Origin of the sequence: Acinetobacter sp. YT-02 (assembly GCF_002412355.1) — a bacterium.
In the GTDB taxonomy this organism is placed as follows: domain Bacteria; phylum Pseudomonadota; class Gammaproteobacteria; order Pseudomonadales; family Moraxellaceae; genus Acinetobacter; species Acinetobacter towneri.
On sequence record NZ_NOZT01000025.1, the window covers coordinates 1 to 17,082 of the forward strand.

Consider the following 17,082-nt stretch of genomic DNA (forward strand, 5'->3'; position numbering starts at 1 on the left):
CGCTCGCACCCTCTGTATTACCGCGGCTGCTGGCACAGAGTTAGCCGGTGCTTATTCTGTGGGTAACGTCCACTTAGCCCAGGTATTAACCAGGTAAGCCTCCTCCCCACTTAAAGTGCTTTACAACCAAAAGGCCTTCTTCACACACGCGGCATGGCTGGATCAGGGTTCCCCCCATTGTCCAATATTCCCCACTGCTGCCTCCCGTAGGAGTCTGGGCCGTGTCTCAGTCCCAGTGTGGCGGATCATCCTCTCAGACCCGCTACAGATCGTCGCCTTGGTAGGCCTTTACCCCACCAACTAGCTAATCCGACTTAGGCTCATCTATTAGCGCAAGGCCCGAAGGTCCCCTGCTTTCTCCCGTAGGACGTATGCGGTATTAGCATCCCTTTCGAAATGTTGTCCCCCACTAATAGGCAGATTCCTAAGCTTTACTCACCCGTCCGCCGCTAGCTCAGTTACCGAAGCAACCTCGCCCGCTCGACTTGCATGTGTTAAGCCTGCCGCCAGCGTTCAATCTGAGCCATGATCAAACTCTTCAGTTAAAATCATTTTGTCACTTTATTCGAAGTGACCAAATCTGGCTCATCAATTTTCTGACTTAAATTTCGCTCAAATAAACTTCGAGTAATTTAAACCAATCAATCAATGAAAATAATTTCGATCAATCAACCAGTAAAAATCCACACAAGTTGTTCTTCATAATCTCTTAATGATCTTATTTTCACTTCGTCAGTGAAAATATAACGCAAAACTTTCTCTGCAACTTAACCCTGTGAGCTAAGTTCGTAGGCTGTTTCGCGTCGGGATGGGTGCATTATAGGGCAATTTCCTACACGTGCAAGTGCTTTTAACTACTTGTTTTCACGAGTGTTGGATTTTTACGCACCATTTTGGTTCAAAAACACACAAAACTCATAGTAACCCTATAATTTTAAATTAAAAATATGTTTTTCATATTTTTGTAATCTAAATTCGCTTATTTTGTTGGAGCAGCCTCTTTCACTTTCACACTGAGTATTTTTACCGCTTGTTTCGGTACATTCTGGTGCATACCATAGTTTCCAGTGGGTACTTTCACAATCTTATCGACAACATCCATCCCTTTGATGACTTGTCCAAATACCGCATAGCCTGCGTTACGTGGACTTCGATTTAAGAAATTGTTATCTACCACATTAATAAAAAATTGGCTGCTAGCAGAATCAGGATGATTCATACGTGCCATCGCTAAGGTACCACGGGTATTTTTCAAACCATTACTTGATTCATTACGAATGGTCGCTTTGGTTGGCTTTTCTTGCATATTGGCATCTATACCACCGCCTTGCACCATAAAGCCCGGAATGACACGATGGAAAATCGTACCATTATAGAAGTTTGACTTAGCATAGTTTTCAAATTTCTTTGCAGAAATTGGGGCTTTGTCATTAAACAACTCGATTTCAATGTTGCCCATACTGGTTGTCATTTCTACCACGGTGTTGGCTGCCATGGTATTGAAGCTGATAAGCATTGCCGACATGGTGAACATACTTTGTTTTAACATTTGCTGACCAATCCATCAGTGTTGTATTTGCATTGCTCTATATTAATTAGATTATGTGAATAAATCAGTGGTTATTTTTTATCATGCTGGAAAACTTATGTATAAAAATAATTCAGATCAGATCCGACTGTGTCCCACACCTTGGCAACTGCAAGGTGAAGCCTATATTTTAGATTGTTGGCTCAATCCAGAATTTTTACAACAGGCATTATTTTTGGCTTAGCACCTTCTTTTTTTAGGTCGTCCTATTCAAGTCATGTAGGGACGTTACACGCTAACCCTATTGGTACTGATGATGAGCTGCTGATTTTAGATCATCCTTTATTTACGTAGCGTCGTTTATCTACCATTGCTAAAAATATTCGTTCCATCTGAGTCTTCTTTGTAACACAGACTGCAGCTTTGGGGCATTCCGAAAGAACTGCAAGCTTTGATTGGGATATCAAGATCGGCAGATGAGTTGCAAAATACAACACTCAACCTTGCAATTCGCCATTCAACTTAAAAATGCTTTCCGCAACGTAGCTTTCAGATGAATACTCGTTACATCCCTACTGCACTTTTAATAACAATTTAGCAAATATGGCAAAGGAAATCCTATCAATTTAATTCTTCTTTTCGCGGCATATTAATCCCGTTCAAACACGCGTCCTAGCAATAGAATCCAGGTTTCTTTCCTGATTTAATCAGGCACGCTTCATCAACGGTTTTTTACATACCTGAATTGGAGCTGACTTTTACCGAAGCAAAAATCGCTGCTCTAGTTTCATTGTTCCACGTGAAACAGCTTAAAACAGACAATCCAAGATTTAGCTACGTGGTCGATCCCAGAATTTTCTAAAGTTTTTGCACATTTCAATGCTGATTTTTTTAGCGCGTCGCGACACAAAGGTCATGCTAATAAAACCATGAGTTTGATCTAAATATTCTACATATTTTACCGTGACAGCATTCTGACGTAATTTATGTGCATAAATTTCAGCTTCATCATGCAACACATCATGCCCTGCTGTGACCACAAAGGTAGGTGGCAGTTTTTTCAATTTGCCATAAGTTGGTGAAATGATTGGATCATCCAAAGCGACCTGATGCTGTGCGACATAGTGTTGGGTGACAAAATCAATATCTTGTCCCGTCAATACTAAACCATCTTTATAAGCAAAAAATGAAGGATGTCGGCTCTTAAAATCTAAGGCTGGATAAATTAAAAATTGTGCGTCAGGTGCATAAGCTGAATGAGCACTACGCTGAGCAACCACCGCGGCAATATTGCCGCCTGCGCTATCGCCTGCCACCGCTATACGATTTTTTAAAATTTTCATTTCGCGACGATGTTGATACGCCCATGCCAAAGCATCTTCACAGACTTGAATAATCTGCTGTGGGCTGGCTTCAGGCGCGAGAGGATACGCTACACTCAATACTTGCGCATTGGCGTGCACTGCCATCAAACGGCAGAATTCATCATGGCTGTCTAAACCACCCACCACAAATCCACCACCATGATAAAACACGATTAAAGGCAATTTTTTATGGGGTGCAGGATGATAATAACGCGCTGCGATATTGCCACTGGCCAAGTTTAAACGGATTTCTTCAACCCTTTTGACCGCAGTTGGAGTACTCAGAATTGATTGCATTTGTCGATCAAATGCTTGTCTGGACTGCACAGGGTCAGCACCAATAAAACCTATTTTCCCTTGCTTTAATTGTGCTGCCATCATGCATTTAATAAATGGATCAAGGTCTGGATAATGATATGGATAACCCAAGGCGTGAGCCAAAGTATGATGCACTCGACTTGGTAACTTATTTAATGCACGTGCAGCAGCACCTTGTCTTTTGTGCAATTTATTTTTGAGAGAAGAATTCAAAATTTGCATGCCTATTCCTTTTTATATATCTGCATGATTTACCTAATGCTTCATAATTTCTTCATGATCAACAGTAAAGTGACCATTTTGTTATACAAGTGCTTCAATCGTTATACACATTCAAATTACCTATACGCTACCCTGCTTTTATGACGCTGTCATTGACAGTTTAGCTGACCATTATGCATGTTTCTTGCAAATTTATAGATTGGCTCAGGAGGTGGAACATGGCTAAAAAACTGATATTACTCTCATGCGCTACTGCTTTTTTAGCCGTAGGCTGTGTCGCATTTCCTGAAGATGGTTACTACGATGGTCGCTATGATCCTCGTTATGAACGTCGCCATGATTATGATGATCGACGTTATGACTATGATCGTCAGCGTTGGGAATATCAACAGCGCCAACAACGGGTAGAATTAGAACGTCGCAAGCGCGAAATTGAGCGTCGTGAATGGGAACAAAACCGACAAAAGCAATTGCAACGGCAAAAACACGAGCAAGAACGCCAGCGTTTAGCTGAGCAACGTAAACGACTTTCGGAACAACAGCGCAAGCAGCTTGAACAAAAACGTAAACAGCGAGTTGAAGCTCAACGTAAAAAACATGAGGAAGCACGTAAACGCTGGCAGGAAAATCGTAAAGACCGTGAACAAAGACGGGATCGTGATTAAGTCTTGCAGCTATGCTAAACAAATGAAGTAAAAAAAGGCTTATCTAGAGCTTGGATAAGCCAGAAAACACTTTTAACAATACACTAGAAACTACAGCAATATAGCATCTATGCACAAAGAATAAGCAGCGTATAAATTATTGTAAAAAAATAACTCTAAAATAATTTGTTTAGCTCTTACTTAACACGTCCTTAGCACGGCTATTCAATGAAAGCTAAAATAAAAATCCTGAGCTACAGGTCAATTCCCATATAAATCAAATGCTTTTTAGGCTTTAAATTCATTTTTTAGCACCAAAATGCCGCATCTTTTTGCTTTAAACTAGCCTTCACTTGCAACATTAAAGTGCAGCAAAATTGTTATTTTTAGTTAAAGTAAAAAGCAAATTAAAATTAATCTGCAAAGACGCTTGAATTTTATCTACCCTGCCCCGATTTCTTAACTAATTACGAACTTCTCGAACCATGGCAGTTCAGCAATAACGCAGTTTGCATTAGCACTGACGCCAAAGGACTGTACATGTTTAAAAACCCATTTAAACGGAGTAAATCAATGGCAACTGAGCAGAACGAACAAACTCAAGACCTTGAGCAAGCGCAAACGGAACAACAAACAGCGCAAGATACTGAGCAAGCAGAAGTTTCCGTTGAGTCTTTACAAGAACAACTGAGCAAACTTGAAGAAAATCTAAAATTGGAAAAAGCACGTACTGCCAATGCAGTTTACGAAGCTGAAAAAACCAAAGAGCGTTTAGAACGCGAAGCAGATACCGCTAAAAAGTTTGCTTTAGAAAAGTTTGCGAAAGAATTGTTAGATTCAGTAGACAACCTTGAACGTGCCATTGCCGCCAATGGTGATGAAAAAACGGCCTTGTCTGAAGGTGTGGAACTCACATTGAAATCACTACTGACCACTTTAGAAAAGTTTGGTGTAGTGGTGATTGATACAGCCAATGGTTTCAATGCAGACCTGCATCAAGCCGTAGGGATTGATCCAAATGCAAAAGCCAACGAAATTGGCAACGTATTACAAAAAGGCTACACCATACATGGTCGCTTACTCCGCCCTGCAATGGTGATGGTTGGCGCTTAAGCCATATAAAATTGAGAGTTGAAAAAAAATTTCATCTAAACAACTTGAAAAATTTTGATTGGCTCTCATATCGAATAACAAGTGAAAACATTACAAAAGAATTTTTGAGGAAACATCCAAATGGCTAAAATTATTGGAATTGACTTAGGTACAACTAACTCATGTGTAGCGGTACTTGAAGGCGACAAAGTTAAAGTAATTGAAAACGCAGAAGGTGCACGTACAACGCCATCTATTATTGCTTATAAAGATGGTGAAATTCTTGTAGGTCAATCTGCAAAGCGTCAGGCTGTAACTAACCCGAAAAATACATTATTCGCGATTAAGCGTTTAATCGGTCGTCGTTATGAAGACCAAGCGGTACAAAAAGATATCGGTCTTGTGCCTTACAAAATCATCAAAGCTGACAATGGTGATGCTTGGGTTGAAGTAAACGATAAAAAATTAGCTCCTCAACAAATCTCTGCTGAAATCTTGAAAAAGATGAAAAAAACTGCAGAAGATTATTTAGGTGAAACAGTAACAGAAGCAGTTATTACTGTTCCTGCTTACTTTAACGATGCACAGCGTCAAGCAACCAAAGATGCGGGTAAAATCGCTGGCTTAGACGTTAAACGTATCATTAACGAACCAACTGCTGCGGCACTTGCGTTCGGTATGGACAAAAAAGAAGGCGACCGTAAAGTTGCAGTTTACGACTTAGGTGGTGGTACTTTTGACGTATCCATCATTGAAATCGCAGACCTTGATGGCGACCAACAAATTGAAGTGTTATCAACCAATGGTGACACCTTCCTTGGTGGTGAAGACTTTGACAATGCCTTGATCGAATACTTAGTTGAAGAGTTCAAAAAAGAGCAAAACTTCAACTTGAAACAAGATCCATTGGCATTACAACGTCTGAAAGAAGCGGCTGAGAAAGCAAAAATTGAGCTTTCATCTTCAAATTCGACCGAAATCAACTTGCCATATATCACTGCAGACGCAACAGGTCCGAAACACTTGGTAATGAACGTGACTCGCGCGAAGCTTGAAGGTTTGGTTGCTGATTTAGTCGCTCGTACCATTGAGCCATGTAAAGTTGCCCTACAAGATGCGGGACTTTCGACTTCTGACATCTCTGACGTAATTTTGGTAGGTGGTCAATCACGTATGCCACTTGTACAACAAAAAGTACAAGAATTCTTTGGTAAAGAGCCACGTAAAGACGTAAACCCAGACGAAGCTGTAGCAATTGGTGCAGCAATTCAGGGTGCGGTATTGTCTGGTGACAAAACTGACGTATTGCTTTTAGACGTAACGCCATTAACGCTTGGTATTGAAACCATGGGCGGTGTGTTGACGCCAATCATTGAGAAAAACACCACGATTCCTGCGAAGAAATCTCAAGTGTTCTCAACTGCGGCAGACAACCAGCCTGCGGTAGACATTTCGGTGTACCAAGGTGAGCGTAAAATGGCTCAACAAAACAAATTGTTGGGCAACTTCCAATTAGGTGACATTCCACCTGCGCCACGCGGTGTGCCACAAATTGAAGTTTCGTTCGACATTAACGCTGACGGTATCTTGAAAGTATCTGCAAAAGACAAGAGCACAGGCAAAGAACAATCAATTCAAATTAAAGCAAACTCTGGTTTGAGTGATGCTGAAATTGAAGCGATGATTAAAGATGCTGAAGCGAATGCTGAAGAAGACCGTAAGTTTGAAGAACTTGCAAAAGCACGTAACGAAGCGGATGCTTTAGTTTCTTCTGCTCAAAAAGCAGTCAAAGATCTTGGTGAACAAGTGACTGCTGATGAGAAAACTGCGATTGAAACCGCAGTCACTGAGCTTGAAGCGACGACTAAAGAAAATGATGTAGATGCAATCAAAGCGAAAACTGAAGCATTGCAAAACATCATCATGCCAATCACGCAACGTGCGTATGAAGCTGCGCAAGGTCAAGGCGGTGCACAAGGTTTTGATCCGAATGCCTTTGGCGGTGACGCAGGTCAGCAAAAAGCCGATGATGGCGTTGTAGATGCTGAATTCACCGAAGTCAAAGATGACAAAAAATAATTTGTCGCTTTAACGCACATCAGAAACCGCGCTGCAAGCAATTGCAGCGCGGTTTTTCTTTTCAATACTCGTTACACTGACTTTAAGATTTAAATTAAAGAAAACAGACAATTACAAACTCAACCAAATACAGCAGACAAAATGATGCGCCAACCGCAAATCGATTGAGTTACTGCCCTATTTTCAGCTACAGTTAATCCAAAAGAGGATGTCACTAGCAATGCGTTTGTTTCTGTTGGGTGCAATCATACTATTTTCTATCTTGATAATTTATCAAAATATTCAGCATCCGCATACACGGCACAATACTGCACTGGATCGTTTGCAACACCCTTTAGATAATCGCTTACGTTATCGTATTGGAGAAGTCGATCCTCGTTTTGGCTTAAGCCATGCCGATGTACTACAACTGAGTCAGGAAGCCACCCAGATCTGGACACAAGGAACGGGACAGGATTATTTTGTATATGATCCAAATGCCAAGCTCACCATTCACTTGATTTATGATCAACGTCAAGATGAATCGAATCAACGTCAGCAACAACTTACAGCCATTCAACAACGCCAACAACACTGGAACAATCAAAACCAAAACATTCAAGTACTCAAACAAGAAATTGAAGATAAAAATCAACAACTAGATGCAAAAAAATTGTTATTTGAACAACAACTTGAACAATACAATCAACAAGTACAGCAGATTAACCAAAGTGGTGGGCTGCATCCCTCGCAACGGGAAATTTTTGCAGCCAAAAAACAAGAAATCCAGCAACACCTGAGGAGTTTAGAACACGAAATAGCGCAATTTAATCAACACATTCACCAGCTCAACCAACAAGTCGATGCGCTCAATCAACTCAATCAAGACATTGATGTATCCATCCAGCAATTTAATGCACGTTTTCAGCCACGTTTATTTGATAAAGGTAGCTTTGATGGTCAGGCTATTCGGATTTATGAGTTTCAATCTAAAGATGATTTACGCTTAACTTTGGCACATGAATTTGGTCATGCTTTGGGTTTAGCACACCATAACGACCCTTATGCCTTAATGTATCCGATGTTAAAAGAGCAGCAGTTGCAGAACTTCCAACTGCGCCCTGCCGATCTCGATTTACTCCATGCACGGCATTGAGCAAACTAGATTGACTCAAAGCCAGAATTCCTCTTAGCTCGTACGAGCGTTGCATAGCCATTACACGTGCAAAGGCAGCAAATTTACTCATTTCATGTTATTGTGAAGCTCTTGTATAACCCCGAACGATCTGTGGAGATTCATGTGAGTTACTACCATATCCTGATTGAAGTAAATGACCACATCAGCACGATTGAACAAAGCCGTGATATTGAAATTTTTGATATTGTTGAGCTTCAACCTTGTCTCCACTCGATTTTATTGCCGTATTTTAATGAGCAAGTAATTGAACTTGAAGATGAAAATATTGAATACAAAAATATTTTGCATCTTGAGGTTAGACAGACTCTACTGCCAATTGAACACCTGATTGAAGAAGAACAGCGTTTGCTACCCAGCGACACCGACATCACTATTTCAGCTTATGAAATTTTTAATAACAAAGAATTAAGCCAAGATGTGACGACTGTGATTTTTGATTTACTTGAAGCAGTGAAAATTGAACCCTAAACACCTGTTTTAAGACAAAAATTTAAAAGGTCTGCACATTTGCAGACCTTTTTATGCAATCGCGACAACTTATTGCATCATTTGTTTGGCCGCTTCATTACGGAATGCTGTTAAAATTTGCTGCCCTGCCCGACCTGTTGCAGCTAAGCCGAGTCGAATCTGTTCCTGACGAATCGCTTGACGGGTTTTGTCGCCAATTAAGCCATCCACTTCACCAATGTCATAACCACGACTTAACAAAAAGCGTTGAATTTCACGACGTTCTGCACGAGATGTACCTGCGTCATCGGTTGGCCAAGCGGTGTGAAATGCAGGCTGCCCCATTAAACGATCTGATAAATGTGCAATCGCCAAGGCATAACTTTCTGCGGCGTTATAGCTATAAATGGCATCGAAGTTTCTAAACACTAAGAATACAGGGCCATTCGCACCTGCAGGTGCCATCAAGCCTGCCTGACTACTGCCCGATAAATTGCCCTGAATTAATGCCGAACCATCTGCACGAGTCAATCCACGATTAACCCAACTGCTGAGAGATTTTTTATTGCGTCGTCCTTCACCACTAAAAGACATGCCTGTAGGCACTTTGACTTCAAAGCCCCACGGCTGCCCTGTTTGCCAGCCACGACGTTTTAAAAAGTTAGCGGTGGAAGCCAAAGCATCAGGAATACTAGATACTAAGTCACGACGACCATCACCATCAAAGTCGACCGCTAACTCATCATAGGTCGATGGCATAAACTGAGTATGCCCAAACGCTCCTGCCCATGAGCCTTTTAATTGTGACTCAGTGACATCACCACGTTGTAATAAACGCATGGTGGTAAAAAACTCACCACGGAAATAGCTTTGACGGCGTCCTTCACAGCTCAAGGTACCTAATGCTTGCAATAATGGATATGATCCTGAAATCGCACCAAAGTTACTTTCTACACCCCAAACCGCCACTACGGTTTCTGCAGGTACGCCATAGGCTGCTGCAACACGATTGAGCACATCACGGTGCTGTGCCAATTTCTGCTGCCCTGCTTGCACGCGCTCATCATCCACCAAGCCTGAAAGATAGTCCCAAATTGGCGTGGAAAATTCAGGTTGGTAATTTAAACGCTCAATGACGGAATAATCTGGACTAAGATTTTGAGTATAGCGATCATAACTGCTACCACTCACGCCTTTGGCAATGGCTTGACTGCGTAAATTGGCCAAACAAGTTTGAAAATGATTTTGTGGTTGAAAATTTGCAGATGTACTGACCGTTGGTGTCACGGTGACAGATTTTCCATTGATAATCAGTTCTGCCTGAACCTGAGTAGCTGCCATTGCAGCAGTCGCAAAAATCACAGCGAAACGATGCATAATACCCTTTGATGTGTTTTGAATTTAAATCTTGGCTTTACCATAACAGCTTCAGCCATAGAGATCAGATGAAAATCTGTAACTTTAAATTCATTTTTCAGTTTTAAATTCATTTCTGCTTTTTTAAATTCAAAACACTTATCCACAAGTGACATATTTTTTTATTTTTAAATTCAAATTGCAGTCAAACGATAGGTTTATAAATTTAAAGTTTGAATTCAAATTAAGGTGAGAAAAGTTATCCACAAAACTAGATATATATTGCATTTCCCGAAGTAATTGATTTGAATTTAAAAGCAGTTTTTTAAATTTAAAGACTACAACAACCAATATTTTTATTTAAATTCAAAACTATTTACCCATTTTTAAATTCATTTGCCATATTTAAATTCAAAGTTACACCATAGCTTTAAATTTAAAAACCGCCATTTGAATTTAAAGTTTTGAATTCATTACTACTGTCTTGGCCTAACAAACTTGTTTGTATTTTTATTGAGAACCACTGTTGGATACAGTTATTTTTGTTGCTTAGAACAAATCTATCTTAATCAAGCCAGAATTACAGGGTCAATTGGCTACTGATAAACGGTAGAAAGTATTGATATAGTAAGATTTAAAATTTGTTGCACTTCATTTGAGAATCTAAGAGATAAAAAAGCGCTCAATATTGAACGCTTTTTTATGATTTTTCGATTATGTATAGGCTTAGATGCGCATATCTTCACTGAGTGCCAAAGGATTTGGCAAAATTTTTGCCAATTGGCGGCATAAATCTGTCAATTCAGCAGCATCATTCGGCATTAAAGTAATATGCCCAATTTTACGACCTTCACGCTCAGTTTTATTGTACAAATGCAAATGTGCGCCATTCAATGCCAACACATCTTCAGTTTTTGGATGTTGACCAATAATATTGACCATCACCGTTGGACGTACCACTTCAGTTGAACCCAAAGGTAAACCTGCTACGGCACGAATATGATTTTCAAATTGCGAACACACGGCACCTTCAATAGACCAATGACCTGAGTTATGCACGCGAGGTGCCATTTCATTGGCATACAAACCTTGTTCGGTCACAAACAGTTCTAGCGTCAACACACCAACATAATTCAAGTGATTGAGTAGGCGAGTGATGTAGTCTTGCGCCACAGGCTGTAAGTCTGCGCTGTTTGGTGCAGGCACAATCGAGTGCGATAAAATACCGTTGTGATGATGGTTTTCTGCCAAGGGCCAAGTTTTAACTTCACCATTTTGACCACGTACCGCAATAATAGATACTTCACGTGAAAAAGTTACAAAACTTTCTGCAATCAAACTGCCTGCAGGGCCAAGTTCCACCCACGCTTGTTCAATCTGATCGGCACTGCGCAATACAAACTGACCTTTGCCATCATAGCCGCCCGTTGCGGTTTTTAATACAATTGGCAGACCAAGTTCAGCGACAGCAGCCTGTAAACTTTCTAGCGAGTTGACCGCTCTATACGGCGCAACAGGAATCGCCAATTCATCAAATAAGCCTTTTTCCAGCAAGCGGTTTTGAGCAATTGCCAAAGCCTGACGTGGTGGATGCAAGTCTTTCTGCTTAATCAATACATCAACATTTGCCAAAGGTGTATTTTCAAACTCAAGGCTGAATACATCGGCACTGTGTATAAAGTCTTGTAGGCTATTTTCGCTTTTGCTAGCAAAAACCTGACCTAAGGCTGCCGCAGGACAATCTGGAGTAGCTTCAAAAAAAGTACATTGAATATTTAAAGGTAAGGCCGCCTGCGCCATCATGCGACCCAATTGTCCGCCACCAAAAATACCGATGGTCTTATTCATAGTAATTGTCCCGCTTAAACCTGACCTGGAATATTGTTGCTGGAAACTTTTTCAGTTTGTGCGGCACGGAAATTGGCAACATTTTGTGCAATCTCTGGACGGGTTAAACCTAAAATTTGGGCCGCCATAATTGCCGCATTGGTTGCTCCCGCAGGACCAATGGCCAATGTACCTACTGCAATACCTGCAGGCATTTGTACAATCGAAAGTAATGAATCGACACCATTTAAAATTGAAGATTTCACTGGCACACCCAAAACAGGTAAATCAGTTTTGGCTGCACACATCCCTGGTAAGTGTGCAGCACCACCTGCGCCTGCAATAATCACCTGAATGCCTCGATCACGCGCTTGTTGAGCATATTCAAATAAGCGATCTGGGGTACGGTGTGCAGAAACGACTTCCGCTTCAAATGGGACACCAAGCTGCTTTAGCATATTGGCAGTGTGTTCGAGAGTTGCCCAATCCGATTGAGAACCCATGATAATTCCAACGAGAGGAGCGTCTTGTGCAGCGGCCGCGTTCATTACAAATATTCCAGAAACGAAACTAAGGAAAGAGAAATTCAGGCGAGAAAGCCAAGCTTGAATAAGAACACCACATTATAGACTGATTTTTCGACTTGTTAAAATTGAACAGGGCTACTCAAGCGACTTTTTTGATTATTTTTATCGGGTTATTTTAGAGAATTAAAAACAGTCAAACAAAATAGGGGAATCTTAAGCTATTCAAGCGAACCAAAACTCATCTTTAAGGTGTACGAAATACAAAATACACGCAACCACATAAACATAAGGCTGCCCATAAATAATCCAGTTTAAATGGTTGCTTAAACAGAAAAATCATAAATGGTACAAACACCAATAAAGTCACAACTTCTTGGGTAATTTTCATTTGACCTACCGCCCAGCCATGCTGCGCCAGCAAACGGGTGGCTGGAATCATCAAACTGTATTCAAATAGGGCGATCACCCAACTGAATAAAATTGCCTGCCACAGCGGCGCATCATGTGGTAAAAACTTGAGATGACCATACCACGCCAAGGTCATAAAACAGTTTGCAATCACCAAAAGTAAAAGTGCTGAAGACATTGTGTCGTACTATCTTAAAAATTCAGTTTTATTTTACGGGCTATTTGCCATGAAAAATGCAAGAGCAGCAATTTTTTCATCGTTGGGCGCAAATTCAGCACTGAAAAATCCCTGAAATGAGATACAAGAATCACTATCTTTTCGCCAAAACCCTTGCTATCGTTGCTTCAAATCAAATTAATCACGACAACAGCACAAAAAAACGTGATGTGTCTATAAAAGCAGTGGAGTAAGGCGGAATGCATCTGCATATTTTGGGTATTTGTGGCACATTTATGGGCTCTTTGGCACTTTTGGCCCGCGATTTAGGACATACCGTCACAGGTTCAGACCAAAACGTCTATCCACCAATGTCGACTCAACTAGAAAATGCAGGCATTACCTTAATGCAGGGTTATGACCGCAGCCATTTACAACCGCATCCAGATTTAGTGATTGTGGGCAATGCCATGAAACGTGGGATAGACGCGGTTGAATATATGCTGAATGCAGGTTTACCGTATATTTCTGGCCCACAATTTTTGGCCGATCATGTCTTGCAAGGCAAACACGTACTGGGCGTTGCAGGCACGCACGGCAAAACCACCACCACCACCATGTTGGCGTGGGTATTGGATCAGGCAGGCTTAGAACCGGGCTTTTTAATTGGCGGCGTTCCTTTAGGCTTTAGTGAAAGTGCACGTTTGGGTGCAGGCAAGTATTTCTGTGTCGAAGCCGATGAATACGACTCTGCGTTTTTTGATAAACGCTCCAAGTTCGTACATTACCATCCTAAAACCGCCATTTTAAATAACCTTGAATTTGACCATGCCGATATTTTTGATGATTTGGCCGCAATTCAAAAACAATTCCATCATTTGGTGCGTACCATCCCAAGTGAAGGGCGCATTATTGCCCCAATTACAGAAACCCATATTGATGAAGTGTTAGAAATGGGTTGCTGGACACCTGTGCTACGTACTTCGCTCAATGCAGACCCACAAGCGGAACTGTATGCAGAACAACTTGCAGCAGATGGTTCACATTTTAAAGTTCTGAAAAATGGTGTGCTACAAGGTGAAGTGCGCTGGAATATGACTGGGCAACACAGTGTCGCCAATGCCTTGGCAACCATCGCCGCAGCAGAGCATGTTGGGGTTGCAATTGAAACCGCATGTGCAGCGCTGTCCAATTTTGGTGGGGTGAAACGCCGTATGGAGTTATTAGGCACCATACGCGGCATTGAAGTCTATGATGACTTTGCCCACCATCCAACCGCAATTGAAACCACACTGGACGGCGCACGTAAGCGTTTGGGTGAGCGTAAGCTTTGGGCGATTATTGAACCACGTTCCAACACCATGCGCATGGGCAGTCATAAAGAGGGCTTGGCAGATTCAGCACGTTTGGCGGATGCTGTGATTTGGTATCAACCTGAAGGTCTAGACTGGGATTTACAGCCTGTGGTTGCGGCTGCTCGCAATCATGCGGTGGTGGCCAATACTTTGGATGAAATTATTCAAAAAATCGTGAGCCAAGCAGGTGAGGGCGATGCAGTGGTGATTATGTCAAATGGTGGATTTGGTGGTTTACATCAAAAACTCATTCAAGCGTTGCAACACACGGCTTAAAATCGCTTAAACTGATTTAAAACTCTTTCAAAAAAATCCCCTGTTTTTGGCAAAAAATAGGGGATTTTTATATTAATTACGCCAATCTCAACTTTAAATAAGCTTTTCAAATTGAATCGGCGAATAACCACATTTTTTATTCATAACGACGCAGACCGTATGTGACAAAATCTTTCTGATAAAACGATGCGATAAGTGCCATAAATCTCTTGCCCTTACTTTTTGAATATTAAAGCGATCAGTTAATTGACCAATGACCGTTTCAATTTTCCTTCGTGCTCTCATAAGCAACCTCATTGATTCTTGAGATCTAGAGTCCGGCATATTCTTTCTTAAAGGAGTTTGTAGATCAACATACTGAAATTTATAGTATTCTTTCAAGCTGGGTCTTAAGTAACCTTTATCTGCACCTAGTAACCCATGAATATTTTCTGTGATTTCTGGTGCAACATCACGCTCATCTACATTTGCTGGAGCGAAAGTATAGCCAGTAATCATACCCTCCAAATTAATTACAAGATGCCCTTTAAAACCATAGTATTTCTCTTGTTGTGCAGCACAATAACTAAAACCTGCATGTTCTTTGAAATTCTTGTGTCTTTTTGCTCGACTATAACGACAAACAGGTATAGGAAATCCATCAATAAAATGAATATGATCCTGACCATAATGTGCAGTTAATTGGGCTGTGATTTTTTGATGAACTTGCCATAAGTTTGCACAATGCTTACAAAAGTTAGGATATGAACCTAAATGAGGGAACCAACTTAAGTAATTGTTTTTAAAAAACATCCATATGCTTTTATCCGTATCCATTTTGAGACACTCACCAACAATTTGCATTGTGATAATTTCAATATCGGTTAAAGCAGGTGGAAAACCACGTTTTCTTAATGGTTCAGAGACTATAGTTGGGTAAATTTCCTCTATGATTAAATAGACAATGATGATAAATTCTTCAGTGGACATAACTGTAATTTTATTTTCATAGACGGATTTAAAATGAGGTTATGTCCTTTTTATTTCAATGACTTAAAAAGTTGAGATTGGCGTATTAATTATAAACTTATAGGACTTACGCATTGACGGATTCAAAAAAGTATTAAAATACTTTATAAAGTATCTGTGATCAGACGAATTAAACATGCTTCTACAGCAACTTGTACATTACCCATTTATATGGGCTTTCTCATGACAGAACCGAACTCTATTAGCTGCACACAACTTGCCGAGACTTATAATATCTCGCATGATAGTGTAAATCGCTTTCTAGAGCGTGAAGACTACACACCTCACGACCTATATCAAGAAGCAATTCAACATATTGATAATAATAAACTTATAGTCAGCATTGATGATACTGTTTTAGATAAACCATATAGTCAACATATGGACTTGGTTAGCTATTTTTGGTCAGGCAAACACCACCGATCCGTCAAGGGTATTAATCTCATTACCTTGTATGCGACAGATCAAAATGGTCAAAATATTCCAATTAATTTCCGAATTTATGACAAATCTGAAAGTAAAACCAAGAATGATTACTTTATGGATATGTTAAGTGAAGTACTCAGTTGGGGTGCAAAGATTCAATTTATTACAGGTGATAGTTGGTATTCATCGACTGGAAATCTAAAAACCATAAGAAAATATGGTATTCGATTTATGTTTGGTATCGACTGTAACCGTAAGGTTTCCCCAGAAAAAGGACAATGGTTTCAACTGCGTTTATTGCCAGATTTCCATCAGGGTCAAGTGGTCTGGCTCAAAGATTTTGGCTTTGTACAATTATTTAAGACTCAGTTAAAAGAACAGCAGAGGTTTTATATTGTGCATCAAGATGAAGATGATTTATTGTCCTTTGAGGGTTTTCATGAATTGCATTCAAGTCATTGGAAAATAGAGCAATATCACCGGGTGATTAAACAGGTTTGTCATATTGAAAAGTTTCAAGTAAGACGATCTAAACTGATTTTGAATCATATTTTTTCAGCCTTGATGGCCTACGTTGAGATACAAAAGAACCAGTTTGAGCGGATCTTTGAAAATGTATATCGTTGGCAGAAGAAATTATTTAGACCAGTTATCAAAAACTTCATTGATGACTTTATTCTCGATAAAAATCATCTGCTACCACAGAGAATCTATAAATAATAGTGCGTAAGTCCTAACTTATATATTATAATTATTAAAAGCAACAATACTGCTCATGAACTTGTCATCTTGACCTGTTACTTTAAAAAGATTACATCCTGCGAGCATGACGGTTGCTACAGGTTGGCTGCTGGATGTCTTTCATCATCAT

At 40.4% G+C, this 17,082-nt stretch carries 15 protein-coding genes and 1 rRNA gene; 8 read left to right on the plus strand and 8 right to left on the minus strand.

Annotation, left to right across the window (positions count from 1 at the left end; genetic code table 11):
* Positions 1–545: ribosomal RNA gene (locus CF596_RS08045) — 16S ribosomal RNA — on the minus strand; the annotation flags it as partial.
* Positions 546–979: 434 nt separating this feature from the next.
* The gene (locus CF596_RS08050) at positions 980–1,549 is read right to left on the minus strand and encodes a peptidylprolyl isomerase (protein ID WP_096901982.1); all 570 of its coding nucleotides are present in this window, start codon (positions 1,547–1,549) and stop codon (positions 980–982) included.
* Positions 1,550–1,646: 97 nt separating this feature from the next.
* On the opposite strand from CF596_RS08050, the gene CF596_RS15000 reads away from it, so the two are divergent.
* On the plus strand, positions 1,647–1,772 hold the full coding sequence (locus CF596_RS15000; RefSeq protein WP_277948951.1) for a hypothetical protein: 126 nt from the start codon (positions 1,647–1,649) through the stop codon (positions 1,770–1,772).
* 586 nt (positions 1,773–2,358) lie between these two features.
* Here CF596_RS15000 and CF596_RS08055 read toward each other — a convergent pair.
* Positions 2,359–3,432, minus strand: a complete 1,074-nt coding sequence (locus CF596_RS08055) for an alpha/beta hydrolase (protein ID WP_096901983.1) — start codon at positions 3,430–3,432, stop codon at positions 2,359–2,361.
* Positions 3,433–3,650: 218 nt separating this feature from the next.
* Here CF596_RS08055 and CF596_RS08060 point away from each other — a divergent pair, with 218 nt between their 5' ends.
* From CF596_RS08060 to CF596_RS08080, 5 genes are all read left to right on the plus strand, one after another.
* Positions 3,651–4,097 carry a hypothetical protein gene (locus CF596_RS08060; protein WP_096901985.1) on the plus strand — a complete coding sequence of 149 codons (447 nt, stop codon included), beginning with the start codon at positions 3,651–3,653 and terminating at the stop codon, positions 4,095–4,097.
* A 519-nt stretch (positions 4,098–4,616) separates the two neighbouring features.
* Positions 4,617–5,189, plus strand: a complete 573-nt coding sequence (grpE, locus tag CF596_RS08065) for a nucleotide exchange factor GrpE (RefSeq protein ID WP_277948952.1) — start codon at positions 4,617–4,619, stop codon at positions 5,187–5,189.
* 120 nt (positions 5,190–5,309) lie between these two features.
* Positions 5,310–7,247 (plus strand): molecular chaperone DnaK, encoded by a 1,938-nt coding sequence (gene dnaK / locus CF596_RS08070; protein ID WP_096901986.1) that lies wholly within the window; start codon positions 5,310–5,312, stop codon positions 7,245–7,247.
* 220 nt (positions 7,248–7,467) lie between these two features.
* Positions 7,468–8,382, plus strand: a complete 915-nt coding sequence (locus CF596_RS08075; RefSeq protein ID WP_096901989.1) for a matrixin family metalloprotease — start codon at positions 7,468–7,470, stop codon at positions 8,380–8,382.
* Positions 8,383–8,514: 132 nt separating this feature from the next.
* Entirely contained in the window at positions 8,515–8,892 is a 378-nt protein-coding gene (locus tag CF596_RS08080) for a hypothetical protein (RefSeq protein WP_171324915.1), read from the plus strand.
* Between the two features lie 69 nt (positions 8,893–8,961).
* Here the strand turns inward: CF596_RS08080 and CF596_RS08085 are convergent, their stop codons facing one another.
* The 4 genes from CF596_RS08085 to CF596_RS08100 form a co-directional block, all read right to left on the minus strand.
* Positions 8,962–10,248 (minus strand): lytic murein transglycosylase, encoded by a 1,287-nt coding sequence (locus CF596_RS08085; RefSeq protein ID WP_096901994.1) that lies wholly within the window; start codon positions 10,246–10,248, stop codon positions 8,962–8,964.
* A 705-nt stretch (positions 10,249–10,953) separates the two neighbouring features.
* Positions 10,954–12,075 carry a 5-(carboxyamino)imidazole ribonucleotide synthase gene (locus tag CF596_RS08090; RefSeq protein WP_096901997.1) on the minus strand — a complete coding sequence of 374 codons (1,122 nt, stop codon included), beginning with the start codon at positions 12,073–12,075 and terminating at the stop codon, positions 10,954–10,956.
* Positions 12,076–12,089: 14 nt separating this feature from the next.
* Entirely contained in the window at positions 12,090–12,602 is a 513-nt protein-coding gene (purE, locus tag CF596_RS08095) for a 5-(carboxyamino)imidazole ribonucleotide mutase (RefSeq protein ID WP_096901999.1), read from the minus strand.
* Positions 12,603–12,825: 223 nt separating this feature from the next.
* Positions 12,826–13,167, minus strand: a complete 342-nt coding sequence (locus tag CF596_RS08100) for a DMT family protein (protein WP_096902002.1) — start codon at positions 13,165–13,167, stop codon at positions 12,826–12,828.
* Between the two features lie 239 nt (positions 13,168–13,406).
* Here CF596_RS08100 and mpl point away from each other — a divergent pair, with 239 nt between their 5' ends.
* Positions 13,407–14,777 carry a UDP-N-acetylmuramate:L-alanyl-gamma-D-glutamyl-meso-diaminopimelate ligase gene (gene mpl / locus CF596_RS08105; RefSeq protein WP_004969796.1) on the plus strand — a complete coding sequence of 457 codons (1,371 nt, stop codon included), beginning with the start codon at positions 13,407–13,409 and terminating at the stop codon, positions 14,775–14,777.
* 93 nt (positions 14,778–14,870) lie between these two features.
* Here mpl and CF596_RS08110 read toward each other — a convergent pair whose 3' ends face one another.
* The gene (locus CF596_RS08110; protein ID WP_000102417.1) at positions 14,871–15,746 is read right to left on the minus strand and encodes an IS982-like element ISAba825 family transposase; all 876 of its coding nucleotides are present in this window, start codon (positions 15,744–15,746) and stop codon (positions 14,871–14,873) included.
* A gap of 156 nt (positions 15,747–15,902) precedes the next feature.
* Between CF596_RS08110 and CF596_RS08115 the strand changes: the two genes are divergently transcribed.
* Entirely contained in the window at positions 15,903–16,931 is a 1,029-nt protein-coding gene (locus CF596_RS08115) for an IS701-like element ISAba11 family transposase (RefSeq protein WP_096902004.1), read from the plus strand.
* Positions 16,932–17,082: the final 151 nt, after the last annotated feature.